This window comes from Enterococcus mundtii (genome assembly GCF_013394305.1).
GTDB classification, from domain to species: domain Bacteria; phylum Bacillota; class Bacilli; order Lactobacillales; family Enterococcaceae; genus Enterococcus_B; species Enterococcus_B pernyi.
The window spans coordinates 934,649-958,650 of record NZ_AP019810.1; the positions used below are offsets into that span (position 1 = coordinate 934,649).

Here is a 24,002-nt window from a genome sequence, read left to right on the forward strand (position 1 = left end):
CACCTACTTTTTATTTGCTACTTTTTGCTTTTTCTTATTCTGAAACTCCTTGGTTAGCTTTTCTGCTGCAATCTCTCTATCCTTTTGTCTTTTTTTTGCTTGTTGTTCGACTTTTTTAGCAATAGCTTTGATAGTTGGTTCATAAGCACGTTCAAGTGCATCAAAATCTGGTACACATTCATATAATTTTTCAAATGTTCCTTTACCAAAGAAAAAATCATATTGATATTCAAGAGTCCCTTTAGCATGTTCTATGACTGTTTCAACATTAGTTTCGTGGATAGAATCTTCTTTAAGTTTTTGTTCGTATATGTCGAATTCCTCATAGTTTTCTTCTACAATAATTCGTTTTAAATTTTCCAATGAGCTATCAAACCAGATTTCAACACGCTCACCAGTAATTGGATTTGTAAATCCTACTGGAAAGCCAGAGAGTTCAATATCGATATCAAGTGTTTGTTTCATAATTACCTCCATATAAAAAAGAGAAGGCTATAAAGCCTCCCCCAATATTTTAGTTAGTTCGTCTTTTTTAGCATTTGACGGGTATTCTATATTTTTACTATCAAGTGTTTGTTTTAATTCTGGCATAGTTAGCCCAGTAGCTTTCAGTTCTTCTGGCTCTGGGCTGTCTGCTTTGAATAAGGTTCCCATTTAGGTGTAGTATCATATAGAACAGTAAATTCAATATTACCAAATTCAGTAGCCCCTCCAGTTTTCGTTTGAGGACTTGATAAAGTTGCAATTCCTTCCCTTTTCTTTTTGGGATTATCTCGATCATCTGTTACTCGAAAACCAATTTTCCGATCATCTCCAAATAAACCAATCATTTCATCAATTAATTCAGATGCTTCATCGCCCTCAAAGTATTCACCCGTAAAACTATAGCCTAGTCGATGAGAGGTGATCGTTTGCTCTGGTTCTCCCGACCCATCAAAGAAACCGTCTCCATCGTCAACTTCTTCTTGTGAGGCATCAGAGACACTCTTAATTTTTTTTAAACGAACCCAACCATCTTCAGTAATTTTTCCATCTTTCAATTTTTGAATTTCAAATCCAATTAGCGCAATTTTTTTTCGTTTCATAATATTCCTCCTATTTATCAAAATATAATGTTGCTTTGATTGCTAATCGATAATACAGAAATTTTTTGTCGTCATAACCTGTAAAAAAAGGTTCATCTACAATTGTTATTCCAACAAATTGATAACTATTGTTACTAGATGGAATATCTTCTTGTTCTTCTAGTAACTCACCTAGTTCAATCATTATCCGATCTGCATTTTCACATTTTGTTTTATAGACAAATTCATAATTTAGTTCTTTTTGTTTTGATCCATCCATAAAAGTTTCGACCGTTTTACCTCCAGGTAATGCGGTTAGACGCATCGACTCGTCTTTATCTAAAGAGTGAATACGGACTGGTACTGGTACTTGGTTCGATACTTCTAGCAACTGATCAATAAAATCCATTACCAATTCGCTCCCCTCTTGAATGCTTCTAACCAACTAGACATAAATATAGATTTTGCTTCTTTATCCCAATATGGACCAGTTCCCGGTGTAGTATAATTAGAAAATATTACCTGTGTTCCAAACTTATTTGTAAACCCTCCGTGATAATGAGCCAAAGCATATCGAGCATTCCAAGTAATCTTTTCTCCATTACTTTCAACAAAAGACATATCTCTCAAGTGTTGGCTCCTCATAGGAACAAATCTTTCATTCATATCTAAATGAGCTTTATTTGCCATTTCGTGCCGTCCATTTTGTATAGATGAATGACTTAATTTTATCTTTGCTCGACTTAAATCAATTCTTACAGATGCTCCCATTAAACTACCTCCAATTCATAAGCGAATGGTTCAGGAGAATCAACAAGCAACGGAACGATTTTTGTGATTGTGTATTGTTCGCCAAAGATTTCAATTTGATCTGCAACTGAAAACTCCGGTAATGGTCCAGTATATTTTTTCACCATAGAGATCAATGCATTAGGCGTTTGTACTTTCCCATCAATATCCCTCGGCTCAAATTTGACTGTGTCATCAAAGCGGACATGATCAATCACAAGATCCTCTTCAAGAATTGGCTCACCTCGTGGACCCATTCCGTTTTTCTTGCGATAGATCATCGCATGAGGAAAAAAACGTTTTGGTGGCATTCTCATCGACTCACCCCACGATATAACAGCCCTGTGCCAGATAACTGCAGCATAGCGTCCCCAGAAAGCAGGGATACTTCGTTTGTCGATGACGAACCACCTTTACCTTTAGAAACGCTCATCCGCCCAATGGACCAGCTGTCAGGCTCTTGCATGCCGAACGTTGTAGTGGCTTCAGCCTCATGCATGTACTCAATTTGATAAGCAACAGCCAACTTGAATGCATCGCGCCGCATCGGAATATCTGACTCGAGATCATTCCGATGATAAAAACGTCTTGTTTGAATGTCCAACAATGCACTGGCTCTCCTGAGAAGCTTCCGGAAATCTTTTTCGGTCAGTTCTGTTTCTTTGTCTACCAAGCGTTTATACTCTTTAAGAGACAAGTAGCCACATGGATCGATATTTTCCTGATCGTCAAAGATTTCGTTCAACGCCTTACGTCTTATTCGTTCCATGGTTTCACCTCCAAAAAAGAGAGTGGTTATTCACTCTCTTTTAACAGCTCAATTAATTCTGGTTTCTTGGCAGCAGATGAATACTCAATGCTAAGACGATCTAACTCAGCTCTAAGCTCATCAACTTTCATGTCATCGATGACTAATGATTTACCTTCTACCCCAGACTTCCCCGGTTCTTCCGGGGTCATGCTTTTGGGTCATCATAAGAGATATAGATTGCTGGACGTGCTTTCTTAAGTACTAAGCAATCGTAATAATCCAACCCTTTGATGGTGTCACGGTAACCGCCACGATCCTGGTCAGCAGGGACCAAATCAATCGTATTGTACTTCTCGATTGGCTTAGCAACGGTAATAGGCGTCATAATGAAATTAATATGCTTGTCTTCATCGACCTGCAACCGATTCTTAGCAACCTTTTGGATGATGATGTTCGTGCCATCAAGCATCTCGACACGACGATCGATACCGTTAAATTGAACAGTGTTGGTGGTAAAAGTTTTAGAAACTCCATCTGCATTCTTCAATGCTTTGTAGGCATCACTAGACATAAATGCCACAAACTGACCAATGACTTCTGTGTCAGTCATGTACGCTTCAGCATCGTCGAAGCTATCTAAAATATTAGATTTAGTGATTGTTTGTTTGACCGTTTTTCCTTTGTAAATCTTATCAGAAGTATCAAATCCAGCTTCAAGCAAACGAGCAACAGCGGTTTGATCTTTCTCAGGAATCGTAACCAATCGAGTGTGCTCTTCAATGACCGCACCTACTTGATAGGCTGCATTTTCCGATTGATCTAAGCGATCCATGTCGTAGCCCATCCAACGTTCCTTTTCCAATTTTAAAGTTGACTTCTCAACTGAGATATTGTTCCGTTCATTTTCTTTATTTCGCTTATAATCGGCAGCAGTAAATCCTTGCATTTCATTTACACGAACTTCATGAGTCCCCACAAAATCAGCTTCTGTAATATCTTTTGCCCCTTGTGTCAATACTTCCCATACTTGCGACTCAGCTGCAAATTCCTTGTCGATTTTCGCTAAATCCTTACTGTCTAAAATTACTGGCATTTAAACCACTCTCCTAATTATTTTTTGTTCTTGCAATATTCTCTGCTAGATTATCTTTCCAGCTTTTTTCTTTAGGTGGCTCACCACCACCTGTATTACCAGCAGCCACAAACTGCTTTTTCTTTGGCTGTGGTGCAGGATCGCTTGATTGAAACAAATAGCCTTCATCTTTTTTCAGTGAGGCTACTTTATCATCTAATCCCTTGACTCCTTCGTCAGTCATTTCCAATTCATCTGCCTTCAACAAAGCTTTCACAGCTGTAATGTTCTTAGCTCCAGCTTGTGTTAAAGCTAATTCGATCGCAGCGTTCTTACGATCTGCTAGTCTTTCAGCGGTTACGGTTTCTAACTGATTTTTATAGTCATCAATTTGTTTTTGCAGATCTTCATTTCCACTGTTTGATGCTTTCAACTGCTCAACAAGCGCATTTGCGGCGGTTAAATCTTCGTTTGCAGTTTTTAGCTTTTGAGACTTATCGTTAAAATCAGCTTTAGGCACAGCATTTTTCGGAAATTCTGATTTTATTTCTTTTGTCGCTCCGTCTAGATCAAACTTCCCATCCTCTCCGACGTGTTTTGATAAAATTTCTTTGATCCATTCCATGATTCATTCTCCGTTCCTTTTTATTCTGGTTGGTACCAGTTTAGAGTGTGAGTTATACCGCTCACTCGGTAGATGAACAGTTTAATGTCATATTCAGGACAAAATAAAAGCCTAGCAAGCTAGACTAAACAAACCAAAATCCTCAAACTTCAAAGCAAGACCAATTTCATAAAATGTTAGTAAGATTTCAGATAAGCTCAATTTGCTTTAATCCTCCACCATACTTTCTCCTTCTATGAATACACTTGCTCTTTCGAATAATCCCGACGTAACAATTGATCATGCTCATTGATAAAAGTACGCAGTGCTGCTTGACGTCGTCTGACCAGTTGTTTGAAGTGCAGAACATCTTCTTTGTTGTCCATTGTCGTTGCTCCGTTCAACTGCCGCTTGGCACGACGAATAGCGACTTCCATGCGTCGTTGCTTGGCAACCAAGTTTGCATTGTCAATCGCTTGCTTTGGATCATACTGCTTCATGTGAATATCAAGATCCGGATCATAGATTTGGATGTACAATCGATGTCGACAATTAATACCTTGGGTTCCGTCAGGCTCACCGTATCCATGATCATAGATCGATGGAATGTGCCGTAATTCTTCCGGCGCATCCTCTTTACGGACAAGCAATACCCATCCGCCTTGGATATGGGCACAGTGTGGTCGTGCAGCCATATGGCTACTCATAATTGCTGTGACAATGCCATGCTCTAACCCTCGCTTAAGTCGTAGATCCTGATAAACATGGTGAGTTGTTGTTTTCAAAACCATCCGTACGTAGCGCTCAAGGCTCCATTCACGCCCTGCCTTGTCGACAAAGGTCGTCATCACCCCTTTTTCCACCATCGCATAGATCGACTCTCTAAGTGCCTGTTGTGGCGTTTTTGTGCCTCCGATGATTTTGGCCACAGTATCGTTTAAAACTTGTTGATACATCTTAGCCAGTGGATTATTCGGATAATTAGTGTCGATCAGCGTTTGATTGATATGATTGTCGAGATCTCGCCATTGCTGATTAAGATACGACTCCATCACATTGTCAATCTCAGTTCGTGATGGCGGTTCTTTTCCAGTTTGTTGAGATAAGTTTTTGTCAAGATCTGAAATGACTTCAAACCCCATATCCACGATGATTTTACGTAGCTGATCATAAGAATACTGACTTGTTTCATTGACCAATCGCTGCAAAGATTGTTGATTCAATAAATTTAATTGATGCATCTTTTCAATTTTCCAATGAAAAGCGTTGTCCTCATTCAAAGGCGTTCGAGTTGGCATTTTCAAATGCTTAACAAGCATCCTCATGATCTCATCTTCCATCGCCATATAAGCATCTTGAATGTAAGAAGCCTCAATATCTAACTGGTTAGGTGTAATGGCCATTCAATCACTCCTCGAAGTCTTCGTATCCAGAATCTCGTATTTTACCAGTAGTCTCATCAACTACATCTAATTGCGCTTGTCGGTAAAGATCTTTTGCCTTACTTTCAGGCAACTTCATTATTTTGGCTAAAGTTAACCATCCGGGAATCAGCCCATCATTTTTCAGTTCACGATAATAATCAGATTCTGACTTTTTATCTAAGAATATGCCATCATCAAAGTTCACACCTATCTCTTCACGATTTGGAGATTCACCACTAAATAGTGGTTTCCCATCAACTTCTGTGGCTCGACCTAGCTCACACAGCGCTAGCACAACATCCCGAATGAATTCCTCTAATTCGGTTGTTTGTTGGTTCCTTGACTGATACGTTTGCGAGTTCTCGCTGATTACCTCAGTTGCCGTCTTATTCGTAGTACGTACCCCGGCACCATCGAAAACGAACGTACCAGTCGACAGCCCCACTTCCATTTCTAGAAGTCGCAAGCGATGATTAATTGCTCCGATGTATTGTTCTGTTCGAATATCATGAGTTAAATCAGTAATTTTAAATTCATCAGGGTTCGTACCAGGAACAATGACATAGAAGTCATCATCTTTATCAAAGGTTAATTTCGTTTCGCCTGTTCCCTTGTCAGGAATTCCACTTAGCATAGATTCAGGAAAGGCCGCTCTTCTCTTTCCCACGTCAATTTCATGATCGAACGCATCAAGTGCTTTATTTAATCGATCAAGTGTTCGTTTACAGTTATCGTACACACCAACACCAAGTGGTGAGTATGGGTTGATATTGTTAAAACCTGCTGTCTTAAAATAAGAGAAGATTGGACGTTCAATTTCTTCACCATGAACAGCCGCCTCAAACTCTTCGTACTGCTTTAATGTGTTTAAAGATACTTGCATCCCCAACACATTAGATTTTTCACTTTCGTATAGTTCCATAGAGACCCAATACTCACCATCGATCCACTCATGGAATTCTAACAAGGTATAATAGAACGTTTTGTTCCCTTGGGTTTTGATCGTTTTAAATGCCATTGCACACTGACTGATCTTATTTGTACTGCTTTCCAATGGAAAGAAGGCATCCGGGAGCGCCCATGAAAATTCCACTTGTCCTGATTGATCATTGAAATAAGGTCGCACAACTAAGCCACCAAGAGCCATTGCTGGTTCAAGATACTTACTGAGATTACGCTTGAAGTCATTATGTTGAAACACAGACTCTATCCAAGCGCTAGCTTCATCATATTTTTTTGATTTATCGTCTTTTCCGATCGTGATTTCTGCCTGTTCATTGAACATTACCTTCGCATATTCAGTAGCAACCTTGCGGGCCATATTGATATTCGCCTTTGCTCTCTGATCAGAATTACAATGCGTGTACCCTTGGTAATAAAGCAAGCTGTTTTGAATACGATCATATTCTTCACGACTCATTTGAATCTTTGGATGATCTAAAATACTTTGTAGCTCTTTTTTCGCTCCTATCGCAACCGCCCCCTTTCCAAAAACTCTTTTTATTGCTTGCCAAAATGACACCTGATCACCTCCTGCTAAAGAACATAGCGTTTCGTAAAATAATTAATCGCATAACGACATTCGTCTAATGCATGGTTGTTTTTATCCACTGGGTAGCCAGAATCATTCCGAACGTACATTCCTAATTCTTTGATGAAATGATAGTGACCATACTTGCCATCATGATCGTAAAGAAAAAAGCGTCCTTTTGAAAAGGCGCTTTGCATACGTTCGATACCTATTTCAATTTTAGTGCCATTGCTGGTTACTTTGTCTTTTGAGTTGTTGTCTGCTTTTGTTGTGACGATTCCTAACACACGTAATTCCTCACTCAATGACTTACAGGCTGGATCGACAAAGAATTTTGAATGTTTAGGCAGCCATGACCACTCTTTATAACACCATTCTTTAAACTGCTTAATTTCCTTGGCATACTCACTCATCGCTTTCGTGACACCCGTGTCGGCACCACTATGGTAGAAGTTAGCCATTCGATAGAGATAATATTCTCCATCTTTCCACGTAACAAGGTTTAAGGAGCAGGTAGTTGCATCACTTTGTCCGCCGTCTGCACTAAAGAACGCTTCTACAGACTTGCCAATGATTTCCTTCGACAGATGAGTATCTTCGTTAAACATTGAATAGATCACACCTTCAGGCATCACACGATCACCTAGCCAATCTCGTTTGTAAAGATACTCGGAGACTTTACATTCCGCTTCCCATTCTTTCAAAGCTTGTTTCGTTAAAATAGGATTATCTTGTGGTCGCCAATGACGAAACTTAAAAGACCCAGTTTCTATAAAAGGTTTAAGAGTTTCTAGGTTCGGATGATTTGGTGCTGGCGGATTCTGTTCAGCGAGATGATAACGAAAACTAGAAGCTTTAGTCCGACGAAAAGCCTCCTCTATGACCGCTTTGTTAAGCAGATTGAATTCCAAAAAAGTGACAGTTCCAAATGACATACCAGTGATAGCGCCGACAGCATTTACTTTTCCGCCGCCTTTATAATAGATCCGCTTTTCTCCCTCTGGTAGATTGATCCATAAATGATCTCCATGCTCATCGTGTCGAATTTCAGCACAGCTGGCAAAGATATGTTCCAGTCCGAACCCTTCACAATCCATAAACATTCTGTAAGCTTGTTCTTGGTTATAAGCAAGTACAAGATGATTGGTGTCGGGATGTCCTGCATAGATCAACGCCATTTTCTGCGCATCTGACATGGTTTTGCCTGAACGAATCGTTCCCTCGTTCAATTCCATCCGAATTCCCTTGAGCGATTGGAAAATAGTCTCTTGTTGCTTAGTCGATAGTTTCAACTGGCTCATCTGTATCACTCTCCTCCTCTTTCTTTATTGGACCAATAAGCGATTGGCCGATATCAATAAGTCCCTGTACTTTATTTTGCTCACCTTGTTTAAGAATAAGTTTAGAGACTTTATGTTCGAGAATATCCGCTTCAAAGGCTATTTTCCGTTTTTGCTCTTCCATTAATACAACTTTTCCTCCTAATAGGGATAATTCATTTAGTTGTTTAATCGATTTTGTCAACTGGTTACTAATCCGAGTTAGTGAATCTTCAATTGAAAGAATATCATCAATTTTACGGTATACTTTTCTACTTACTTGGATATCTTGCATTGCTTCACGTTTGATTTCTAGCTTTTTACCATCTTTTTCTATAGGAGTTTTTATTTTTCTTAGCTGTTGCAGCCGCTCAACTTCTTCCTCATTTAACCCTTCTTCGGCTTTTTTGATTCTTTTCATCATTCGTAGCTGTCGAATCTTCAGTAGCCGTATTTCTTCAGATAAAACACAAGAAGGATCATCATCCAAACTTGAATAGATGTCCTTCTCGTCATCGCTTAACGTATCAAAGAATATTGTTTCATATTCGCCAGTTTTCAAGGCGTTCTTATTGCCTGATGGCGGTGATGCGCTGCTATTCCCTTTATTCCCCATGGCATTCTGGTTACCGATAGGTGCGCCACCTTTATTTGCAGTACTACAATGATTATTTGAAGTACTACATTCATCTTTTTGCAGTACTTCATTCCATTTGTCACGTGATTTCCATGCTGAAATAGTTTTTTCTGGGACAGATAACTTTACAGAAATTTCTCGGTTAGTTATTGTTCCATTAGACTCTTCAAACAATTTGAAAGCTTCATCACGTCTTGGATCACGCTTTCTTGCCATTCAATATACACCACCTCACATTCTGATTAGGTTGAGTTTTGTTTTTCTAAGAAATCAAGTTTGCTAATTCTTTTCTTGTTTCATTCAGAATTTTACAACTTATACTACTAATTTGTTTTTCATTCAATATAGTTGGTTTTAATTTTGTCATACCATTATCTAACATTTCAAAATGTTTTAATCCATTATTCCCATGGGCTTCCATACATAAGTATCTATATATGCCATCGTACCAATCGGATTTACCCATACGTTCAAACAGCTTGTATATTCCTTTTGTACTTCCATCATCGTTATACCAAGGTACTAGCTTGTGCCCATAAAGTGAATCAAGTTCTTTTAAATATTGTTTTATTTTAGCTTCATCTTGTTCATATAAATCTGTTTGCTCTTTTAACCATTGATCTTGAGCAATCATTTTTTGTAGCTTTTTATTCTTTTTTTGAGCATCATATTGTTTTTTCACATCTCTATATACATTTAACTGATAAGCTCTGCTTCTTTTATTCGAATTCTTCTCCAATATATATTTCAAATATATATGATTTTCCATCATAGTTCTTATTAGGGATAAGATTCCCGTGTAATGTTTTCTATCTAATAGAATATTGATAGATAGTTTTAAATTCAAAATTTCAAAGCCAATGTCAGATGAAACCAAGAATTTCAGTTCATTTTCTTCTTCAGGTATTTTTGAAAAAACAATTTCTAATGTTTTTTCAAATTCAGTAATAGTCAGTTTATCATTATTCAAACTACTGATCTCCTTTTTTACATTGATTATCTCTCAATCATCAATATCTTTCAACATAAGATCAGCTTCAATCAATATCTTTAAATCGGAAACTTTATCTAACTTGATTTGTCCTGACTGGAGATTTTTAAGCCATTTCCCCAAAGCTATTCGAATGATTTTCTTATATTCATCAATAGACTCTGCTTTCTCCATCGCTTTTTCAATCTCATAGTCTAAATCAAATTTTTCGTTTTCCATTGTCTAAGCACCCCGACATCTGTTATGATGCTAAAAGATACAGAGGGTATCGAAAAACCACGCGTGGGCATTCTCTGTATCTTCGGGGGCTTAGTGTCCTCGTTGAAGTAGTCGAGTGTTTACGCACTCGGCTTCTTTTTTATTCTGAAACTAAAATTGCTTCGTTGCCTGTCGCTCGTTCCCATCTCTCAATAATTACATCACAAAATAGAGGATCTAACTCGAGAGTATAACAAATACGTTCTAACTGATCGCAGGTCATTAATGTACTACCAGAGCCACCAAATAAATCTAAAACGATATCCTGCCTTTTAGAACTATTTTTTACTGGTATAGCAATAAGTGATAATGGCTTTTGCGTCGGGTGATAATATGCATTCACATCATCTTTGGGAACTCTCCAAATGGTTGCTGGTAAATCTTCTAGTAAATCGTCTTGCCAAACCGTTGTCTCTTTCCTATCTCCGTACCACGTAGGTGCATATCTTTCCTTATGTGCATAGAAAACTGGTTCATGTTGCCAACGATACTGACTCCAACCAAATGTTGCATTATTTTTAACCCAAATACACTGCGACCGAACTATAATTCCTGCGGCATTCATCCTATTTTCAAATTCTCGCTGATAAGAAGATCCATGAAAGACATAAATTGCCGAGTTGTCTTCCATTGCATTAGCATAGTTTTGGAATACAGACATTAAAAATTGATCAAACTCTTCATCACTCATATCGTCATTCATAATTTTATCTCGACCAGATTCGTTTAAATCTTTATTATCAGATTTCACCGCTACATTATATGGTGGATCAGTGACAACTAAATCCGCCTTTTTACCTTGTAGCAATCTTTCGACGTCGCTCGCTTTCGTAGCATCGCCACATAATAAATAATGCTTACCCAACTTCCATAGTTGACCATATTTAGTTCTAGGATCAGAATGATTTTCTATAAATTCATTCACTTCGAATCCATCTTCTATTACAGGCTTTTCGGTATCTTCTTTATACTCAAACGCAGTAAGTAATTCTTCTACTTCTTCCGATTCAAACCCTGTTAAAACAATGGTTTCATTTTCTAATTCTTTCAACAAAACAGAAAGCTTTTCATCATCCCAATGCCCAGTAATCTTATTGAGAGCCACATTAAGAGCTTTTTCCTTATCAAGTGGTAAATCAACGACAGATACGTCTATCTCTTCGTATAGGCCCAAATCTTTAGCCACAGCAACCCGTTGATGACCGCCTACGAGATTTCCTGTTCGTTTGTTAAAAATAGGTGGATCAACAAAGCCGAATTCCAAAATGGACTGTTTTAACTTCTCGTATTCGGCCATACCAGGTTCTAACTTAATTCTTGGATTATAATCAGCAGGCTTTAAGTCCTGTAACTTCATTACTTCAATTTGCATTTGTATCCCTCGAATTCTTGTTAATATTTTCTTCAATATGTGATTCATTAAAGTAGCCATATCCACAGTATCGAAGATTATATTTGTCAATTTCTTTCGGTGTCGCTTCTCTGGTCATTTCTACAATGGAGTATTTCTTTTTGATCTGAACTGACTGGACGACTCTAACTAGATCACCTTCATTCGGCTGTGGATACCTATTAGATAGTGATACGTACCAGTAGTTTCTCATCACGTGGCCTTCTCTCTATCTGAGATCAAATCATTGTAAAGAGCAGTAGCTCGTTCCTTTCCAACACGTAATCTACGTTGAATAGTTCCAATCGTAAATACTTGACCTTGACCAACTTCTTCAAAGCCCTTCTTTAATTGTTTCATTTCCTCAAAATCTTTATCAGTGTATTGTTTCATGAGTTCATTCCTCCTTAAGACAAAATAAAAAAGACCTCTCAACGAGCGATCTTATGTAACTACACAGAGAAGTGTGTTTGATTTTCTTATAAATGGGCAATAATGATTTCACTAGACATTAATGCTCGTTTTTTGTAAACTGTTTTTTACTATAGTCATTTGCCTATACTAGCGGAAACTAGTATAGGCTTTTTTGATATAATTTGATTATTGGCCTCTGACGCATCTTGGATTAGCGTGTAATCTTTCTCCAAATTATTTGCCTCGTTTTCATAATTCCCTCCTAAGATATTGGTAGCAAGACTCTGTAACATCCAAGTTTATCTCATACATTCTAAGTGACAGACTTGTGTAAACAGTCCTCCCTAGACAATACACTTTGATCAAATGTTGTAAAAAAATGTAGCTTGTATTGCTTACGAGTCTTTACCTTGTCCCTTCTAATCATTCATCTGATTTAACTTTTTCATGACTTTTTATCCTTTCGCTGTATAATAGAGTAAAAAAGAGAGGTAAGTAAAATGCCTTACTATGTGATCAAAAAGAAAAAGTTAAAAATATCGAATAATCGATTCGTCATTCACGAATGCACTTGCCATCGTATTAAACAAAAAGATGAAATCACTGCTATCGGGTATCATACAGAACATAATGATGCTCTTCTCTCTATTAGCTTAAAAAGACCCTCAGACGAATTTTTATTTTGTAGCTTTTGTTGCAAAACTCGAATTATAAGTAAATAGGCCCTACAATCTGCCAGATTTGATACCGGCAAATTTTTTCTCAAAACAAAAAGCTATCCTTTATAGGACAGCTTCTCTAATATCTTTTAACTTAACTACAGCTACCTTATTGCTGTCGTCCACTAACTCGACGACTGCTGTTCTTTCTAAAATATTACGAATTTTGATTTTATAAAGTTCTTTTTCTCCGACTACTTTAGCCATGTAGATGCCATCTTTTTTCAATTCACTAGTTTCTAACATAAATCGTTTCACCTCTGAGAACATTTTCCATACAGGATAAACAATTTTTGATAATTAGTAAAGCATGTTCATATTGTAGATACAAACAAATCCAACAACCTTACACAAGCCTGACAACCGCTTCTCTTCCCTACCACAGCCTCAGTTGCTATTGTTATGGGTCAGATACTTATTACACTGACCAGTGTTAAATAAGTCCTCCCAAAGTCACTGGAGTGGGATTGCACTACACACAAGAACCTACTAGGTTCTCACGAGGTTATTCACCATTGACCGTTGCGTCTCCTACTTCCGCCACAGCAACATATGAACTATCCGCAGGAGCTGAACCCCACATCCTTTAGTTTATTTGCTGCTGTCTATCGAAGCTTAATTACAACGATGAGGGAGATTTCCTCCCTTCAAATTGTTTTTGTCGAAGTCCTGTTTCCTAATCTTTCGACACTATCATAATAAATCATTTGCTAGGTAGTTGATCGGTACAAAAAAGGTATAAAAAGGAAAGCTTCTGGGTAGTAAATGGGTATAAAAAGTGTAAAAACTGGCTACTTAAAAGCAACCAGTTCTAAGGAAGAAGCAAATTGAATGATGATTTTGTTCGATTCTGCTTTTACAGATTCCTCGCTCGTATTATTTCTTTGAGCAGTTACATAAATCGACATACCGTTGATATAACGATCATAGAATATCTTTTTCCGTCTTTCTGTTACATCAGGTTTATGCGGATGCTGAATTGCTGAATAGCCACGAATAAATAATTTGTGCAAGTACTCAAATTCTTGTTGTGCTTCCTCTTTCTCAATCATCATTCGTTCTGCTTCAAATGTATTATTTGCAGTAGAAGGTGGAACCAAGGAGTAAGATGCTGTTACTTTAGGCTCACGAGGTTGACCTACCCTACATCTAGCTGACAGATATGCTGAAAGGAAAACACCAACATTATGTTTTGTGCGATCCATATCCACATCTTTTGCCTCTGGTGTCTCATACTTCTTTACATCGAAAAGTACCATCCATTGATTCCTCCATTTATGATATAATAATTGTGTCAGAATTATTAATTAAGGTCGGAGGAATCCGGCTTTTTTTATACCCATGCTTATGCTAAGCTTTTCAAGTAGCGAGGTTGCACTCGTTACCCATATACATGTTGAGCTATCTGGCGGAAAACAGATGGCTCACTATTTCAATATTCTGCTAAGGACAGCCAGTGGTCGGCTGTCTTTTTTATATTTAATGAGAAGCCTTACTTATTTTTTTATCTTTATTACGAAAAATGATATTATCTATTGATAATAAAGCGTATAGGAGATGGTTGAGTGACTATGTGGAGCATGCTGTTATTTTGGATTCCCGTTTGTATTGGTGTTGTCGCGTTTTGTTACTTTGTCAAACACTCTAGAACAAATAAGCTCCTCATGTTATCTTTTTTACCTATAGTATTTTTTATTGTACAAATTGTTAAACATACCTATATTGAATCGCAAGAAATATTCATTTTTTATGTGGTAGGTTTATTTATCTCTGTGGTCTTTTTCATAATGATACTTTCCTATTTTTATAGAAAATAAATTTTTCTCTTAGAAGTACATTCTTTCGCTGTTTATATAGTCTTCATATCCACTAATCGAGCAACTGCAATATTCGCTTTGCTCTTTGCCAGTCCTCTATAAAATTTGTTACTTTCTCAGATTTCATTGTTGATCCGTCTTTATTCCATATAATTAAGCTTTTAGCTTTTTCCATCTTGACACTCCTATTCCAATTGTTAAAAATTTTTGTGCTACTTGCCTCTAGACAAGTAACTTTTTATTCGTTTGGTTTCTTCATCGAAAAACTTTTGCAACCATTTATTAAGTATTCTTAAATGGAATTTCATTACGAGAAAGGAAACAATAAAAGAAGTTATTGTAGAGACTAAAATGACTATTATCAATCCCCTCATCCTTCCACCTCTTTCACTGGCACAGCAAATGGCCAGAAGCGTTCGTCATTCCCTTTGATTTCCTTTTCAGTAAAAGTTGGAATATGTGCTTTGTTATTTGTATAATCAGCGTTTCCTTCTTCATCTAAAAAAGTATATTTCCATCCACCTTTATTTTCACTCAATATCACATAATACATCGGCTCTTTCTCGACCTCGTAGCCATCTTTCATGCGAATGAGTGTTTCGATTGGATTTTTTTCGAATTGGCAAACCATTGATGAAATTCATTACGATATTCTTTGCTAATCTCCATCGCTCTAACACATTCGTAGAATATTGGAATTTCTAAATTATCCTTTGCATCCTCAAACCACTTAGCTACAAACTCAGGCAACACTGGCTTTTGCTGTTCCTCCTTCATAAAAACTAACCAATGTGTTTTTGTTCACTTGCTTGAATATATCTGAGTTTCAATCTTATTATTCGTCTCTAAATCTCTAACGTGTTAGCGTTAATTTGTGGGGGGATTTAGGGGGTGGCTCATTTGTTTATAACTGCAAAGGTTATCTTTTGAGTGATAGTTATTCTTTTCGTCCTAGTTATTTGTAGATTTGCAAAATGCAATGATCAATGTTACACAATGTTTCTTTTTGCAAGTCCGATTTTTTATTTTATATCTAAAATCTTTAACTATGGACTTGATCAATCGTTATCTATTTTTATTAGATATTTGATTGGCCTATTTCTCGCAGTTGTTACTTTTATCGCATATCTAATCTATCGCTTTAAAAAGTAACAACTAAACCAGTCTATATGGCTGGTTTCTTACGTCTACTCCTCTAATAGATCACTATTCTCCCAAATATTCCCGATTACCTCTTCTTCACCCGTCCAAGAATAGCCATTATTTAGTCCTGAAAGATACCATGCTGGCATACCACCGATAAACGTCCCGCCATACTCCTCTAACCAAATGACTTCATGAGGACAACCACTAGTACATTTGATAATATCGCCTTGATAAACGTCTACACCGTTCTTATCCTTCAGTCCTGTAGATTGCATGAGTATGGTATCGACTTCAAAGCTGTACCAATCACCTCTACCGTCTTCTATCGATAAATAGCCTATATTATCAATAAAATCTATTAATTCAACTTCATGCATTGTCTTGTTTTTCTTATCCCATGCCCGAAACTTCAGTATCATCTGCTGTCTTCCTCCATATTCTGAAAAATAATAATAGCTTTCTCTGCATCTTTTGTAGCTTAATTGTACAGGTAACTTCTTAAGCGACGTATGGCTTTGCTAATCATTACTCTTTTCATTATCCTTTTCCCAATCACTCATTTGCTGGCCTCTACCCCAAACCGCAACTTGGCAAGTCCGATGATCAGTAGGTATTGCTTGTCGTACTCGTTGTCTCCGTGAGTCTCTTTCAGTTTGTGTAAACTCATATAGATTGGCATCATCCAAAGAATCTCACTACGGTTTTTAACCTCAGTATCGTCGGAGACCCATTCACTTTATCTCATTTATTTCACAATGAATGTATAGAATTATAAAACACACTACTATTCATCAATTATGTGTTAAACTTATATAAAGGAGTGAAATTTATGCTAAAAACACAAGTTGATATTGTATCAATAATGAAAACTGTCTCATTACAAGTAGCAGATTCTTTTGACAGTGCTTCAATTATTGCAGAATTCGATACACCCAATGAACTAATTGAGTATTCAGAAAAAAATTTTGATTTAACATCAAAAAAATTTATAGAAGAGTTTGAAAAAAAATTTCAAGAAACTTATGTTGCTGAAGTAATTAAACAATTAAAAGAGCAAAGTGTGACTTTTAATTAGCCTCTACTCAGAAAGGGGCTTTTCTATCTCAGCAAAATACGGTAAATTTTCCTTTTACGATTTCCTTTACAATAATTGCTAATCTCTAACAGATGAGAATGGCAGCGAGATTATCTATCCCTTGGCTTACTTTTCAAGAAACTCTTGTAAATTAACGACGTGCCGATAAACTAAAAACCATTCCTATAGTCACAATGAGCATAATTAGTTTTTTCATTTGCTGTCCTCCAGATCACTAGACTTTACAAACACCCCATCAACCATTTGCCCAGTACGTCCTTTAATTTCGTTCTAAGCCTGTACTAAGCACTCCTCAGCAGTCAACCCATGCTGCATAGCTGAAATGATAAGAGTAACAAGCGTGTCTCCGATACCATCTTTTACGGCTTTTAAATTGCCACGAGCCATACCAGCTCCGACCTTTCCAAGTTCCTCAATTACCTTCAACATCTGTTTCTCTGGTTGTGCCTGATCCAATCCTTTATTTTTAGCCCATTTCTCAATATTTATTGTCAGTTCGTTCATTTTTCTTCCTCCATGTATTTAAATTGACGGCCCTTAGAGTCAATATCCATGTGCTTCGCTCTGCTCCATATGATATTTTTTGACAGCCCAGTAATTTCTGCTAACTGTTCAGCTGTACCTGTAACTAGAATTCTGTCGCCATGCCAAATTGCAATTTTCCTCGGTGTTTTTCTTCTAAGCTTCTCAGTCCATATCTTTTTACCAAGCTTTTGTACTTCTACGATGATTTTTTCATCTTCTTGCCAAGATTCCGCACTGGTTAATTCAGCAATTCGTTTCATTGCTGCTTTCTTATCCATCCTGACAGTCTCCTTTCAATAATTTGAGTACTTGATCAAGTGCACTCTCACGTCCGCCGTGAAATGTATTTAACCATTTGTCTTCATACGAAGCGCTTTGCCTCATCGCTTCTTTGTGCATTAGCTCCACTTGAGCTTTCAACTCATTAATTTCCATGACAGTACCCTTGTCTTTCGAGTTCTCTTAAATGTGCTTTTAATCCTTTGATACATTCCCAAAAAAGCAATTTCATATAAGCTGTTTCCCTTAGTTTTGTACGATCAATGTAAAAAGCATAATAATGACGTAATTTCGCCCAACATCTACGATCATTTTTGATCTGTTCGAGATTAACTGCTGCCAGTTGATCATGTACGATTCCTAAAATGTCATACTCCTCATCTTTTTTGTACTTAGCGATTTCTTTAATTAATCCTAAGTAGTCAAAATTAATATCCAAATCTTCTCCCCCTTACGCTTCATCCCATCGGGGCTTATTTGATCGTTCTAGCGCTTTTTTCTTTTGATAGGCTTCTTGGTCGATTGCCCATTCAGGAAGTGTCTCTCGTCTTCCTGTGCGCTTGTAGCTACTATTCATCTTCTTAGGCTCACTTTTTTCTTTCCTTGCCCAGCTTCGAATAGTGGCCAAGTAATTTTTATAAGTTTTACCAGCTGATTCACAATACTCGGATAACCGTTCAATCCTTTCTTGATAATCATTAGGGAATTCTGTTTTGAGTTTCTCCATTTGGTCATCTGACAAGAGAACATTTTTGTACTCTCCGTATTTATGACGGATGGGCTTAGCCTTCGATTTTTTCGAAGGCGGTAACTCTCTTATATATTCTTTTGTATTATTAAATGTATTATTAATAGATGTATTATTATCTTGATAGATTTCTTGGTGACCCCCCACCAAATTTTCTTGGTGACCCCCACCAAGAATTCTTATATACCTAGCCTCGATTTCTTTACTACCCTCTTTGTACTTAACTTCTCGGTAAATATAGCCTTTTTCTTCAAGTGACTTTAGCCAATTCTGAATTGTTGGCTTACTTACTTTGTATTGATTGGCAAAGTATTCATTACTAGCCCAGCAATAACCTTTTTCATTACACAAAGCTGTGATTTCTCCATAAAGAAGTTTTGCACTAGGTATCAATGAATCGTCATATCTAACATTTGCAGGTATGATAGCGTAATAACTTCTGTGTTCTTGCATGGTATACCTACTTTCTAAAATGTTCTGATTGATGTTCTAACCGGGGTAACAAGATAAGAATATTTAGATTCATCAATAGTAAAGACTGCCGGCCTGATTGGACTCGCCATTTTTACTGTCACATTATCGACTGCATATCTTTCTTTAGCATCCATGAAAAATTCACAGCATTCTTTGATGTATTTCGCTGAAAAACAAATAGTAAATTTTTCCCCTATAATATTTGCATTTGCTGATATTTCTATGGGTTCTCCGTAATACATCTTGTCAGATTGATTTCTAAAGATAATTTTGTTTTCAAGTAATTCCCACTGAACAATTTCGTTAGCTTTTGTTCCTAGAGCTTTCATGATTCTAATTAATACTGACAAGCTGATAGTAATTTCTGTTCCAAAATCGCTAGGAATGAATCGACTTACATCTGGATATACACCTTCTACAATTTGCATTGTAGTTAAATCTTGATTAAACTCTTTTTCCAGTGTATGAAATTGTTTAATCAGCAACATCCTGTGCGAATCTGTCACACTTATGCTTCCGTCTGTTCCATAGTGTACACATTTTAATATTGGTCTTGAGTCAAAATTACTAGCTGCTCTTTTTAAATGTTTATTCAGATTTTTTATCCCTTTAATTTGTTGAGTCATTGTTATCCTCCAATATTTAACTTTTCGATTGTTTCCTGGTTTAATTTAATCCCTTTGATTTGGTACTTATTTTTAAAATTAGTTACACCTAGTTGATGTTTTTCTGTGTGGTGTATTCTGCAAAGTCCTGCGTAAGTGTATTCTGAATGATCAATTTTCTTACGTTTTCGTCTACCCAATGCTTTATCAAAATGATCAATGTCAGCTCCTGTTCTTCCACAGATACAACAGACTCTTTTCGTAATACACTTGTACAAGTAGTATTCTTGATTCGCTGGTAAAATCTCATAACCTTCTTTGAATGGAATATGATGTTCAAAGATGAAATCTAAGATGATATTTGCTAGGATGTTTACGTCACTTACAGTTGTATCCGATTCGTCCTTGAGGCTTATTTTTCGCCCTGTGATACCTTCAAAACGAAAGTAGAAGAATTCCTTCCAGAAGTCCGTTGGTGTGCCTGTATCGATGAATATATCCCCTATGAGCGCATAGATGAAATTTCTTTGCTGGGCTGTGAAGCGACGTGGATCAATAAAGCGAATTTCAATGATCCGATCACCTTCATAGCCTTCGTACATTGTTCTTAAACGTTCGATGTTTACTTCTTCGTTGATTGTTGCGGCAATGTCTTTTCCTTTGAACTTTCTAAGAACTGCTGAATAGGAATCGATTAATGAATTAAACACTTATTTCACTTCTTCTTACTTAATTCATTTCGTTTTTTAGCAATTGCTCTTTCCATCAATCCGCATTGTTCATAAGTTAAATCCTCAAGAGCATTTACTTTCTCAGCAATTAGATTCCGTTTAACAGTCTGTTCGTTAACAAATTCGATTAATGTAGGCACCATGTCTTCGCCCATTTCTCCATTAAAGTTATTAATTATTTCTTCAAGCATATTCAATTTTTTTGTATCAATTTTTGGTGGAGCTGGAATATCTTCCCCTTGATAAACGTGTAATCCTAACCCATGGAGAGCTAAAGCTTTAACAAAACAACGCTTAACCGAGTTATTAATCTGACTTGCATCCGGTTTAGCAATTGGCTTATTGTTGTAATCTGTCACCGGGAAAAGTTCTGTCTCAGTCCTGCCTCTTAGCGTGACAGACACAGATACATAAGTTCCTGTTTCATCTGTCAAATAAGGTTTGTACTCTTCAACCAGAAAGTCTTGGTGCGTTCCTGAAACTACTCTGTAATGTTTATACTCGTTTATGGTTACTGTTGCCTCTGGATCGTCCTTTTTCATCATCTCCCACGCTCGTGCCCATGACAGATAATCAAACTTGCCCTTCTTCTTTAGAGACTTATTGAGTTTTCTACTAAATAGCTTTTCAAAATTTGTAGTTTCATTCGTTTCGCTCATCGAATACCGCCTCCAGATCAGCAATGTATTTTTTCCCTTGCCCGTAGTATGAGATATCGATCAAATTTCCCCTCTCGTACTCTTCAAGTGCATCAATCAAGCCATCTTCGATGACGTAGATATATTCTGGTTTATTTGAATGTTTTGATAGATGGATAAGATAGATATGATCCCAAAGACTCACAAAGTTACCCAGATCATCTTGATCACATGCTAGTTCTTCATCCGTCAAAAGATTTCGTCTAATTTTCCGGTTATTTGCTTCCTTAATATTCGTTTTTCCCCAATCAGGATTAGTTAAATATTCATCTAAAGTGGAAAGTTCATTATTCATATGCTAAAATCTCCTTAGATATGTTTAGTTTGTGACTCATTGCTTTGGTCGGCTGAGTCACTTTTTTTGTATCTTTTCTCCACACTTTGGACAATACGGTCCATCCCATGGATGATACTGCTGTAGTAAATTATTGTTAAAACGTAATGTGTAGCGACAATCCGGACAATAAAAAACATGTCTGTAAAATAGATACTCTTTTATTTTTTGTCTTAGTCTCATTTGATCTCCTGCCATTTCTTTTGTTTATTGATTACCTGTTGACTTAAGAAAGTTGACTTATTGTCATACCACCATCGATCAACAATCACCTTTCCTTTTTTCAAAGCTTCTTTTCGTTTCATATGTTCTCCTTTCCTTGGAATCTAATAGGTTCATCAAAACCATTAAACTTGCGAAAATACTCCCTCCCACTACGCTGTAGTGCGCTACTAGTACGAGTAAACCTAAAATGACTCCGATAAAAAGCGTGTCTGTCTTTTTCATAGTCTTATCTCCCTATTTTTAATTTCTAACTTGCGTAAATCTTCAAGCTCCATCGCAATCAGCTCTGCTTGTCTATCTGAAAGCTCATCGGCTTTTCTGAGTGCTGCACGATCATCTTGTAATTCTTTTCTACGTAGCCTAATAAGATTGAGAATTTGATGTTCTTGTTGTACTGTATAAGTCATCAACTTACCTCCTATACATCCTCATTCAAAAATTTATTTATAAAGTATTGCTGTCCTTTACCAGTAACAAGAGGCGTGAACTTTGTCACTAACTCACCTTGAGAATTCGTGCGTACATGCTCCCTCACGTCCATAATTCCTAAATCCATAGAACGTTGCGTTGGTTGATTCTTACGTCGTCCGTCTCGACAAAGATAACCATTCTCTCTTAACCAAATGAACAAACGATTTTGCCCAATATTTATACCGTTTTGTTTTAGAATCGTTGCTAATTCTTTAATCAAACATGAATTAACGCTACCTCTTACTGCATCTGAGAATAATGCTTTAGGTTGCATTTCTTGGATAACCAAATCTTTTTGTTTTAGTTGTTCACCTGCTTGTAACAACAGATCTGCTAGTGAATTTGGATTGTGTGTAATCTCATACGCTTTTTGATCGGTTAGGTATGCGCCGTTCTTTCTAATTGATGGTAGAACTTCACTCGTTACCCATCTTTTAAATTTTTTGGCATTCGGAAGTTTAGACTTTAGAATAAGGCTATATAAACCTGACTCATTGATTACAATCATGTTTTGCTTTCCACCAAGGGGGCCCTGAATTGGGGCATCCTGCTTGTCTTCGTCGTCTACGTGAATCGAAATAGCATTCCTGGGCTTTGAGTAACCTAGCACTTCAGCTATATCTTTCCCAACAAAATATGGGTCATCATTTATTAAAACTGTCCGAACATCTTTTTTTTCGAAATTAAAAATTTGCGGTTTATTCATTATGTTGCCTCCATCATTTTAATAATCGGGTAAATCATCGAACAATCGTTTTAAAAATGGTCGAATATTTTCGGCATCGAAGATCCATTTGCCATCTGTATCTTTTTTTGCTAACTTGTTTTTCCTAACATATGGATCATCAACAATGTATTCCATTATCCACGCTCGTTTTCTACGAGTAATTTTTTCCATGTCAGCAATAGTTAAAAACTGTGGTCGTAAATACTGTTCGAACAATTCTTTGAGGTATGTGTCTGCATATTCTTTCCAGTAAGCGTCATTAACCTGAATATCCACCGTCACTGACTGTTTTTGTTGTGGAAACATAGATTACGCCCCCTTTACTATTGCAATCTGTAAATCGTTGGCAATTTTACGTTTGTATTCCTGGGCTTTAGGGCCTTTTTGAACACCTTCTACAATTTGCTTGGCGTATGTCGGTGAAGTTCCGATTAATTCGCCAAGGTATTTCCAGGTTTTATCTTGACGTTTCATTTGAATCAGGACCATTTCATGAAAATCTTCAATGACCATAACGTCACCTCATTTCTCATATATTTAAGCTAGAAATATAGCTAGAAATTAAACTAATTATTGACATTTTTAAACTATAGTGTAAAATAAAACCATAGCTAAATAAGACTGAAAAAAAGCCTATAAATCAGTATTTCTAAGTTTGCCGACCTCGAAATTTTTTGATTTTTATTGGTACTATTTAGTTTTGTTTCTAGCTAAATAACTAGCTTATGAACACAGTATATTAGACTATAGATTAATTGTCAAATTAATTTTAATCAAAAGTTTAATCGTCTGTGTTCTCTATTGAGGAGAATCTTGAGATGACGGTATTTGATAGAGTAAAAAAACTAGCTGATAAACAAGGAATTTCTATAAATACTTTAGAAGAACGAACTGGATTCAGTAAAAATTACTTGTACTCTTGGAAGAAAAAAGTACCTAGTGGCAATAATCTAAAAGTTATCGCTGACTACTTCGGCGTAACAACTGACTACCTATTAGGACGCACAGACAACCCTAATCCGATACAGGAACGTGTGCCTGACGATTTAGACAAGATGCTCGACAACGCTATGACTTTTGGTGGTAAACCACTAACCGAGATAGATAGAGCGGCAATTCGCGCTTATATAGAAGGTAGACAAAGTTCGAAGTGAGGTGAGTGT

At 36.9% G+C, this 24,002-nt stretch carries 40 protein-coding genes and 2 pseudogenes; 3 read left to right on the forward strand and 39 right to left on the reverse strand.

Annotated features, from left to right (window positions below; all coding sequences use genetic code 11):
• Positions 1-3 precede the first annotated feature (3 nt).
• The 21 genes from HZ311_RS04450 to HZ311_RS04550 all read right to left on the reverse strand — a co-directional run bounded on the left by HZ311_RS04450 (position 4) and on the right by HZ311_RS04550 (position 14,222).
• Positions 4-465: a hypothetical protein gene (locus tag HZ311_RS04450; RefSeq protein WP_178946488.1), complete on the reverse strand. Its 462-nt coding sequence runs from the start codon at positions 463-465 to the stop codon at positions 4-6.
• Between the two features lie 27 nt (positions 466-492).
• Positions 493-654: a HeH/LEM domain-containing protein gene (locus HZ311_RS16030; RefSeq protein ID WP_023520204.1), complete on the reverse strand. Its 162-nt coding sequence runs from the start codon at positions 652-654 to the stop codon at positions 493-495.
• Positions 609-1,085, reverse strand: a complete 477-nt coding sequence (locus HZ311_RS04460) for a phage tail tube protein (protein WP_010733992.1) — start codon at positions 1,083-1,085, stop codon at positions 609-611. The genes HZ311_RS16030 and HZ311_RS04460 overlap by 46 nt, the downstream gene beginning before the upstream one ends.
• Before the next feature lie 10 nt (positions 1,086-1,095).
• Positions 1,096-1,473, reverse strand: coding sequence for a minor capsid protein (locus HZ311_RS04465; RefSeq protein ID WP_010733991.1), 378 nt, complete (start codon positions 1,471-1,473; stop codon positions 1,096-1,098).
• Positions 1,473-1,835 (reverse strand): minor capsid protein, encoded by a 363-nt coding sequence (locus HZ311_RS04470; protein ID WP_010733990.1) that lies wholly within the window; start codon positions 1,833-1,835, stop codon positions 1,473-1,475. Before HZ311_RS04470 ends, HZ311_RS04465 begins: the two co-directional genes overlap by 1 nt.
• On the reverse strand, positions 1,835-2,170 hold the full coding sequence (locus HZ311_RS04475; protein WP_178946489.1) for a putative minor capsid protein: 336 nt from the start codon (positions 2,168-2,170) through the stop codon (positions 1,835-1,837). The genes HZ311_RS04470 and HZ311_RS04475 overlap by 1 nt, the downstream gene beginning before the upstream one ends.
• A complete protein-coding gene (locus HZ311_RS04480) occupies positions 2,167-2,622 on the reverse strand; it encodes a head-tail connector protein (protein ID WP_178946490.1) in 456 nt (151 codons plus the stop codon). Before HZ311_RS04480 ends, HZ311_RS04475 begins: the two co-directional genes overlap by 4 nt.
• Before the next feature lie 26 nt (positions 2,623-2,648).
• Positions 2,649-2,813, reverse strand: coding sequence for a HeH/LEM domain-containing protein (locus HZ311_RS04485; protein ID WP_023520208.1), 165 nt, complete (start codon positions 2,811-2,813; stop codon positions 2,649-2,651).
• On the reverse strand, positions 2,810-3,697 hold the full coding sequence (locus HZ311_RS04490) for a hypothetical protein (RefSeq protein ID WP_010733986.1): 888 nt from the start codon (positions 3,695-3,697) through the stop codon (positions 2,810-2,812). The genes HZ311_RS04485 and HZ311_RS04490 overlap by 4 nt, the downstream gene beginning before the upstream one ends.
• Positions 3,698-3,710: 13 nt before the next feature.
• Complete coding sequence (locus HZ311_RS04495) at positions 3,711-4,301, reverse strand: phage scaffolding protein (RefSeq protein WP_010733985.1); 591 nt, start codon at positions 4,299-4,301, stop codon at positions 3,711-3,713.
• Between the two features lie 233 nt (positions 4,302-4,534).
• Positions 4,535-5,683, reverse strand: a complete 1,149-nt coding sequence (locus HZ311_RS04500) for a phage minor capsid protein (protein ID WP_178946491.1) — start codon at positions 5,681-5,683, stop codon at positions 4,535-4,537.
• A 4-nt stretch (positions 5,684-5,687) separates the two neighbouring features.
• On the reverse strand, positions 5,688-7,226 hold the full coding sequence (locus HZ311_RS04505; RefSeq protein ID WP_010733983.1) for a phage portal protein: 1,539 nt from the start codon (positions 7,224-7,226) through the stop codon (positions 5,688-5,690).
• Between the two features lie 14 nt (positions 7,227-7,240).
• Entirely contained in the window at positions 7,241-8,536 is a 1,296-nt protein-coding gene (locus tag HZ311_RS04510; protein ID WP_178946492.1) for a PBSX family phage terminase large subunit, read from the reverse strand.
• Entirely contained in the window at positions 8,511-9,407 is an 897-nt protein-coding gene (gene terS, locus HZ311_RS04515) for a phage terminase small subunit (protein WP_178946493.1), read from the reverse strand. Before terS ends, HZ311_RS04510 begins: the two co-directional genes overlap by 26 nt.
• A gap of 46 nt (positions 9,408-9,453) precedes the next feature.
• Entirely contained in the window at positions 9,454-10,161 is a 708-nt protein-coding gene (locus tag HZ311_RS04520) for a DUF5677 domain-containing protein (protein ID WP_192923783.1), read from the reverse strand.
• A 33-nt stretch (positions 10,162-10,194) separates the two neighbouring features.
• Entirely contained in the window at positions 10,195-10,401 is a 207-nt protein-coding gene (locus HZ311_RS04525; RefSeq protein ID WP_071866032.1) for a hypothetical protein, read from the reverse strand.
• A 139-nt stretch (positions 10,402-10,540) separates the two neighbouring features.
• Positions 10,541-11,812, reverse strand: coding sequence for a site-specific DNA-methyltransferase (locus HZ311_RS04530; protein WP_178946494.1), 1,272 nt, complete (start codon positions 11,810-11,812; stop codon positions 10,541-10,543).
• Positions 11,802-12,044: a hypothetical protein gene (locus tag HZ311_RS04535; RefSeq protein WP_071866030.1), complete on the reverse strand. Its 243-nt coding sequence runs from the start codon at positions 12,042-12,044 to the stop codon at positions 11,802-11,804. Before HZ311_RS04535 ends, HZ311_RS04530 begins: the two co-directional genes overlap by 11 nt.
• Positions 12,044-12,223 carry a hypothetical protein gene (locus tag HZ311_RS04540; RefSeq protein ID WP_071866029.1) on the reverse strand — a complete coding sequence of 60 codons (180 nt, stop codon included), beginning with the start codon at positions 12,221-12,223 and terminating at the stop codon, positions 12,044-12,046. Before HZ311_RS04540 ends, HZ311_RS04535 begins: the two co-directional genes overlap by 1 nt.
• 803 nt (positions 12,224-13,026) lie before the next feature.
• A complete protein-coding gene (locus HZ311_RS04545) occupies positions 13,027-13,209 on the reverse strand; it encodes a hypothetical protein (protein WP_023520218.1) in 183 nt (60 codons plus the stop codon).
• Between the two features lie 545 nt (positions 13,210-13,754).
• On the reverse strand, positions 13,755-14,222 hold the full coding sequence (locus tag HZ311_RS04550; RefSeq protein ID WP_071866027.1) for an ArpU family phage packaging/lysis transcriptional regulator: 468 nt from the start codon (positions 14,220-14,222) through the stop codon (positions 13,755-13,757).
• Positions 14,223-14,528: 306 nt separating this feature from the next.
• Here HZ311_RS04550 and HZ311_RS15985 point away from each other — a divergent pair, with 306 nt between their 5' ends.
• A complete protein-coding gene (locus tag HZ311_RS15985; protein ID WP_081367400.1) occupies positions 14,529-14,780 on the forward strand; it encodes a hypothetical protein in 252 nt (83 codons plus the stop codon).
• Positions 14,781-14,832: 52 nt separating this feature from the next.
• On the opposite strand, the gene HZ311_RS15900 is transcribed toward HZ311_RS15985, so the two are convergent.
• The 4 genes and pseudogenes from HZ311_RS15900 to HZ311_RS04565 all read right to left on the reverse strand — a co-directional run bounded on the left by HZ311_RS15900 (position 14,833) and on the right by HZ311_RS04565 (position 16,345).
• Complete coding sequence (locus HZ311_RS15900) at positions 14,833-14,955, reverse strand: hypothetical protein (RefSeq protein ID WP_010733971.1); 123 nt, start codon at positions 14,953-14,955, stop codon at positions 14,833-14,835.
• Between the two features lie 195 nt (positions 14,956-15,150).
• Positions 15,151-15,396, reverse strand: a pseudogene (locus tag HZ311_RS04555) (DUF1642 domain-containing protein); the annotation flags it as partial.
• Positions 15,363-15,557 carry a DUF1642 domain-containing protein gene (locus tag HZ311_RS16035; RefSeq protein ID WP_178946496.1) on the reverse strand — a complete coding sequence of 65 codons (195 nt, stop codon included), beginning with the start codon at positions 15,555-15,557 and terminating at the stop codon, positions 15,363-15,365. The gene HZ311_RS16035 and the pseudogene HZ311_RS04555, both read right to left, overlap by 34 nt.
• Before the next feature lie 410 nt (positions 15,558-15,967).
• Positions 15,968-16,345 (reverse strand): YopX family protein, encoded by a 378-nt coding sequence (locus tag HZ311_RS04565; protein ID WP_071866025.1) that lies wholly within the window; start codon positions 16,343-16,345, stop codon positions 15,968-15,970.
• Positions 16,346-16,755: 410 nt separating this feature from the next.
• On the opposite strand from HZ311_RS04565, the gene HZ311_RS04570 reads away from it, so the two are divergent.
• Positions 16,756-17,001: a toxin-antitoxin system, toxin component gene (locus HZ311_RS04570; RefSeq protein ID WP_137072774.1), complete on the forward strand. Its 246-nt coding sequence runs from the start codon at positions 16,756-16,758 to the stop codon at positions 16,999-17,001.
• A gap of 213 nt (positions 17,002-17,214) precedes the next feature.
• On the opposite strand, the pseudogene HZ311_RS04575 reads toward HZ311_RS04570, so the two are convergent.
• The 14 genes and pseudogenes from HZ311_RS04575 to HZ311_RS04635 form a co-directional block, all read right to left on the reverse strand.
• Positions 17,215-17,526 (reverse strand): annotated as a pseudogene (locus HZ311_RS04575) (MazG-like family protein).
• Positions 17,523-17,825 (reverse strand): hypothetical protein, encoded by a 303-nt coding sequence (locus HZ311_RS04580; protein ID WP_137072776.1) that lies wholly within the window; start codon positions 17,823-17,825, stop codon positions 17,523-17,525. Before HZ311_RS04580 ends, HZ311_RS04575 begins: the two are co-directional and overlap by 4 nt.
• Entirely contained in the window at positions 17,818-17,982 is a 165-nt protein-coding gene (locus tag HZ311_RS04585; protein WP_010733960.1) for a hypothetical protein, read from the reverse strand. The genes HZ311_RS04580 and HZ311_RS04585 overlap by 8 nt, the downstream gene beginning before the upstream one ends.
• Positions 17,972-18,265, reverse strand: a complete 294-nt coding sequence (locus HZ311_RS04590) for a hypothetical protein (protein ID WP_229078077.1) — start codon at positions 18,263-18,265, stop codon at positions 17,972-17,974. Before HZ311_RS04590 ends, HZ311_RS04585 begins: the two co-directional genes overlap by 11 nt.
• A 12-nt stretch (positions 18,266-18,277) precedes the next feature.
• Positions 18,278-19,027 carry a helix-turn-helix domain-containing protein gene (locus HZ311_RS04595; protein ID WP_178946497.1) on the reverse strand — a complete coding sequence of 250 codons (750 nt, stop codon included), beginning with the start codon at positions 19,025-19,027 and terminating at the stop codon, positions 18,278-18,280.
• Positions 19,028-19,041: 14 nt separating this feature from the next.
• On the reverse strand, positions 19,042-19,674 hold the full coding sequence (locus HZ311_RS04600) for a DNA polymerase III subunit beta (RefSeq protein WP_178946498.1): 633 nt from the start codon (positions 19,672-19,674) through the stop codon (positions 19,042-19,044).
• Positions 19,675-19,676: 2 nt separating this feature from the next.
• Positions 19,677-20,363 carry a putative HNHc nuclease gene (locus tag HZ311_RS04605; protein WP_178946499.1) on the reverse strand — a complete coding sequence of 229 codons (687 nt, stop codon included), beginning with the start codon at positions 20,361-20,363 and terminating at the stop codon, positions 19,677-19,679.
• 5 nt (positions 20,364-20,368) lie between these two features.
• A complete protein-coding gene (locus HZ311_RS04610; RefSeq protein ID WP_178946500.1) occupies positions 20,369-21,043 on the reverse strand; it encodes a Sak single strand annealing protein in 675 nt (224 codons plus the stop codon).
• The gene (locus HZ311_RS04615; RefSeq protein ID WP_178946501.1) at positions 21,027-21,377 is read right to left on the reverse strand and encodes a hypothetical protein; all 351 of its coding nucleotides are present in this window, start codon (positions 21,375-21,377) and stop codon (positions 21,027-21,029) included. The genes HZ311_RS04610 and HZ311_RS04615 overlap by 17 nt, the downstream gene beginning before the upstream one ends.
• Positions 21,378-21,595: 218 nt before the next feature.
• Positions 21,596-21,721: a hypothetical protein gene (locus tag HZ311_RS15905; RefSeq protein ID WP_269153469.1), complete on the reverse strand. Its 126-nt coding sequence runs from the start codon at positions 21,719-21,721 to the stop codon at positions 21,596-21,598.
• A 138-nt stretch (positions 21,722-21,859) separates the two neighbouring features.
• The gene (locus HZ311_RS04620) at positions 21,860-22,048 is read right to left on the reverse strand and encodes a hypothetical protein (RefSeq protein WP_178946502.1); all 189 of its coding nucleotides are present in this window, start codon (positions 22,046-22,048) and stop codon (positions 21,860-21,862) included.
• 11 nt (positions 22,049-22,059) lie between these two features.
• Complete coding sequence (locus HZ311_RS04625) at positions 22,060-22,818, reverse strand: phage antirepressor KilAC domain-containing protein (RefSeq protein ID WP_178946503.1); 759 nt, start codon at positions 22,816-22,818, stop codon at positions 22,060-22,062.
• An 18-nt stretch (positions 22,819-22,836) separates the two neighbouring features.
• Positions 22,837-23,145, reverse strand: coding sequence for a DUF771 domain-containing protein (locus HZ311_RS04630; protein WP_178946504.1), 309 nt, complete (start codon positions 23,143-23,145; stop codon positions 22,837-22,839).
• A 3-nt stretch (positions 23,146-23,148) separates the two neighbouring features.
• Complete coding sequence (locus tag HZ311_RS04635) at positions 23,149-23,352, reverse strand: hypothetical protein (RefSeq protein ID WP_169058977.1); 204 nt, start codon at positions 23,350-23,352, stop codon at positions 23,149-23,151.
• A 305-nt stretch (positions 23,353-23,657) separates the two neighbouring features.
• Here HZ311_RS04635 and HZ311_RS04640 point away from each other — a divergent pair, with 305 nt between their 5' ends.
• On the forward strand, positions 23,658-23,993 hold the full coding sequence (locus tag HZ311_RS04640) for a helix-turn-helix domain-containing protein (protein ID WP_126134307.1): 336 nt from the start codon (positions 23,658-23,660) through the stop codon (positions 23,991-23,993).
• Positions 23,994-24,002: the final 9 nt, after the last annotated feature.

What these genes read in the sequence shown, in the direction of transcription:
- HZ311_RS04450 (WP_178946488.1), bottom strand. Translation starts at nt 465, where the DNA reads ATGAAACAAACACTTGATATCGATATTGAACTCTCTGGCTTTCCAGTA.
- HZ311_RS16030 (WP_023520204.1), bottom strand. Translation starts at nt 654, where the DNA reads ATGGGAACCTTATTCAAAGCAGACAGCCCAGAGCCAGAAGAACTGAAA.
- HZ311_RS04460 (WP_010733992.1), bottom strand. Translation starts at nt 1,085, where the DNA reads ATGAAACGAAAAAAAATTGCGCTAATTGGATTTGAAATTCAAAAATTG.
- HZ311_RS04465 (WP_010733991.1), bottom strand. Translation starts at nt 1,473, where the DNA reads ATGGATTTTATTGATCAGTTGCTAGAAGTATCGAACCAAGTACCAGTA.
- HZ311_RS04470 (WP_010733990.1), bottom strand. Translation starts at nt 1,835, where the DNA reads ATGGGAGCATCTGTAAGAATTGATTTAAGTCGAGCAAAGATAAAATTA.
- HZ311_RS04475 (WP_178946489.1), bottom strand. Translation starts at nt 2,170, where the DNA reads ATGAGAATGCCACCAAAACGTTTTTTTCCTCATGCGATGATCTATCGC.
- HZ311_RS04480 (WP_178946490.1), bottom strand. Translation starts at nt 2,622, where the DNA reads ATGGAACGAATAAGACGTAAGGCGTTGAACGAAATCTTTGACGATCAG.
- HZ311_RS04485 (WP_023520208.1), bottom strand. Translation starts at nt 2,813, where the DNA reads ATGACCCCGGAAGAACCGGGGAAGTCTGGGGTAGAAGGTAAATCATTA.
- HZ311_RS04490 (WP_010733986.1), bottom strand. Translation starts at nt 3,697, where the DNA reads ATGCCAGTAATTTTAGACAGTAAGGATTTAGCGAAAATCGACAAGGAA.
- HZ311_RS04495 (WP_010733985.1), bottom strand. Translation starts at nt 4,301, where the DNA reads ATGGAATGGATCAAAGAAATTTTATCAAAACACGTCGGAGAGGATGGG.
- HZ311_RS04500 (WP_178946491.1), bottom strand. Translation starts at nt 5,683, where the DNA reads ATGGCCATTACACCTAACCAGTTAGATATTGAGGCTTCTTACATTCAA.
- HZ311_RS04510 (WP_178946492.1), bottom strand. Translation starts at nt 8,536, where the DNA reads ATGAGCCAGTTGAAACTATCGACTAAGCAACAAGAGACTATTTTCCAA.
- terS (WP_178946493.1), bottom strand. Translation starts at nt 9,407, where the DNA reads ATGGCAAGAAAGCGTGATCCAAGACGTGATGAAGCTTTCAAATTGTTT.
- HZ311_RS04525 (WP_071866032.1), bottom strand. Translation starts at nt 10,401, where the DNA reads ATGGAAAACGAAAAATTTGATTTAGACTATGAGATTGAAAAAGCGATG.
- HZ311_RS04530 (WP_178946494.1), bottom strand. Translation starts at nt 11,812, where the DNA reads ATGCAAATTGAAGTAATGAAGTTACAGGACTTAAAGCCTGCTGATTAT.
- HZ311_RS04535 (WP_071866030.1), bottom strand. Translation starts at nt 12,044, where the DNA reads ATGAGAAACTACTGGTACGTATCACTATCTAATAGGTATCCACAGCCG.
- HZ311_RS04540 (WP_071866029.1), bottom strand. Translation starts at nt 12,223, where the DNA reads ATGAAACAATACACTGATAAAGATTTTGAGGAAATGAAACAATTAAAG.
- HZ311_RS04545 (WP_023520218.1), bottom strand. Translation starts at nt 13,209, where the DNA reads ATGTTAGAAACTAGTGAATTGAAAAAAGATGGCATCTACATGGCTAAA.
- HZ311_RS04550 (WP_071866027.1), bottom strand. Translation starts at nt 14,222, where the DNA reads ATGGTACTTTTCGATGTAAAGAAGTATGAGACACCAGAGGCAAAAGAT.
- HZ311_RS15900 (WP_010733971.1), bottom strand. Translation starts at nt 14,955, where the DNA reads ATGGAAAAAGCTAAAAGCTTAATTATATGGAATAAAGACGGATCAACA.
- HZ311_RS16035 (WP_178946496.1), bottom strand. Translation starts at nt 15,557, where the DNA reads ATGAAGGAGGAACAGCAAAAGCCAGTGTTGCCTGAGTTTGTAGCTAAG.
- HZ311_RS04565 (WP_071866025.1), bottom strand. Translation starts at nt 16,345, where the DNA reads ATGATACTGAAGTTTCGGGCATGGGATAAGAAAAACAAGACAATGCAT.
- HZ311_RS04570 (WP_137072774.1), top strand. Translation starts at nt 16,756, where the DNA reads ATGCTAAAAACACAAGTTGATATTGTATCAATAATGAAAACTGTCTCA.
- HZ311_RS04580 (WP_137072776.1), bottom strand. Translation starts at nt 17,825, where the DNA reads ATGGATAAGAAAGCAGCAATGAAACGAATTGCTGAATTAACCAGTGCG.
- HZ311_RS04585 (WP_010733960.1), bottom strand. Translation starts at nt 17,982, where the DNA reads ATGGAAATTAATGAGTTGAAAGCTCAAGTGGAGCTAATGCACAAAGAA.
- HZ311_RS04595 (WP_178946497.1), bottom strand. Translation starts at nt 19,027, where the DNA reads ATGCAAGAACACAGAAGTTATTACGCTATCATACCTGCAAATGTTAGA.
- HZ311_RS04600 (WP_178946498.1), bottom strand. Translation starts at nt 19,674, where the DNA reads ATGACTCAACAAATTAAAGGGATAAAAAATCTGAATAAACATTTAAAA.
- HZ311_RS04610 (WP_178946500.1), bottom strand. Translation starts at nt 21,043, where the DNA reads ATGAGCGAAACGAATGAAACTACAAATTTTGAAAAGCTATTTAGTAGA.
- HZ311_RS04615 (WP_178946501.1), bottom strand. Translation starts at nt 21,377, where the DNA reads ATGAATAATGAACTTTCCACTTTAGATGAATATTTAACTAATCCTGAT.
- HZ311_RS15905 (WP_269153469.1), bottom strand. Translation starts at nt 21,721, where the DNA reads ATGAAACGAAAAGAAGCTTTGAAAAAAGGAAAGGTGATTGTTGATCGA.
- HZ311_RS04620 (WP_178946502.1), bottom strand. Translation starts at nt 22,048, where the DNA reads ATGACTTATACAGTACAACAAGAACATCAAATTCTCAATCTTATTAGG.
- HZ311_RS04625 (WP_178946503.1), bottom strand. Translation starts at nt 22,818, where the DNA reads ATGAATAAACCGCAAATTTTTAATTTCGAAAAAAAAGATGTTCGGACA.
- HZ311_RS04630 (WP_178946504.1), bottom strand. Translation starts at nt 23,145, where the DNA reads ATGTTTCCACAACAAAAACAGTCAGTGACGGTGGATATTCAGGTTAAT.
- HZ311_RS04635 (WP_169058977.1), bottom strand. Translation starts at nt 23,352, where the DNA reads ATGGTCATTGAAGATTTTCATGAAATGGTCCTGATTCAAATGAAACGT.
- HZ311_RS04640 (WP_126134307.1), top strand. Translation starts at nt 23,658, where the DNA reads ATGACGGTATTTGATAGAGTAAAAAAACTAGCTGATAAACAAGGAATT.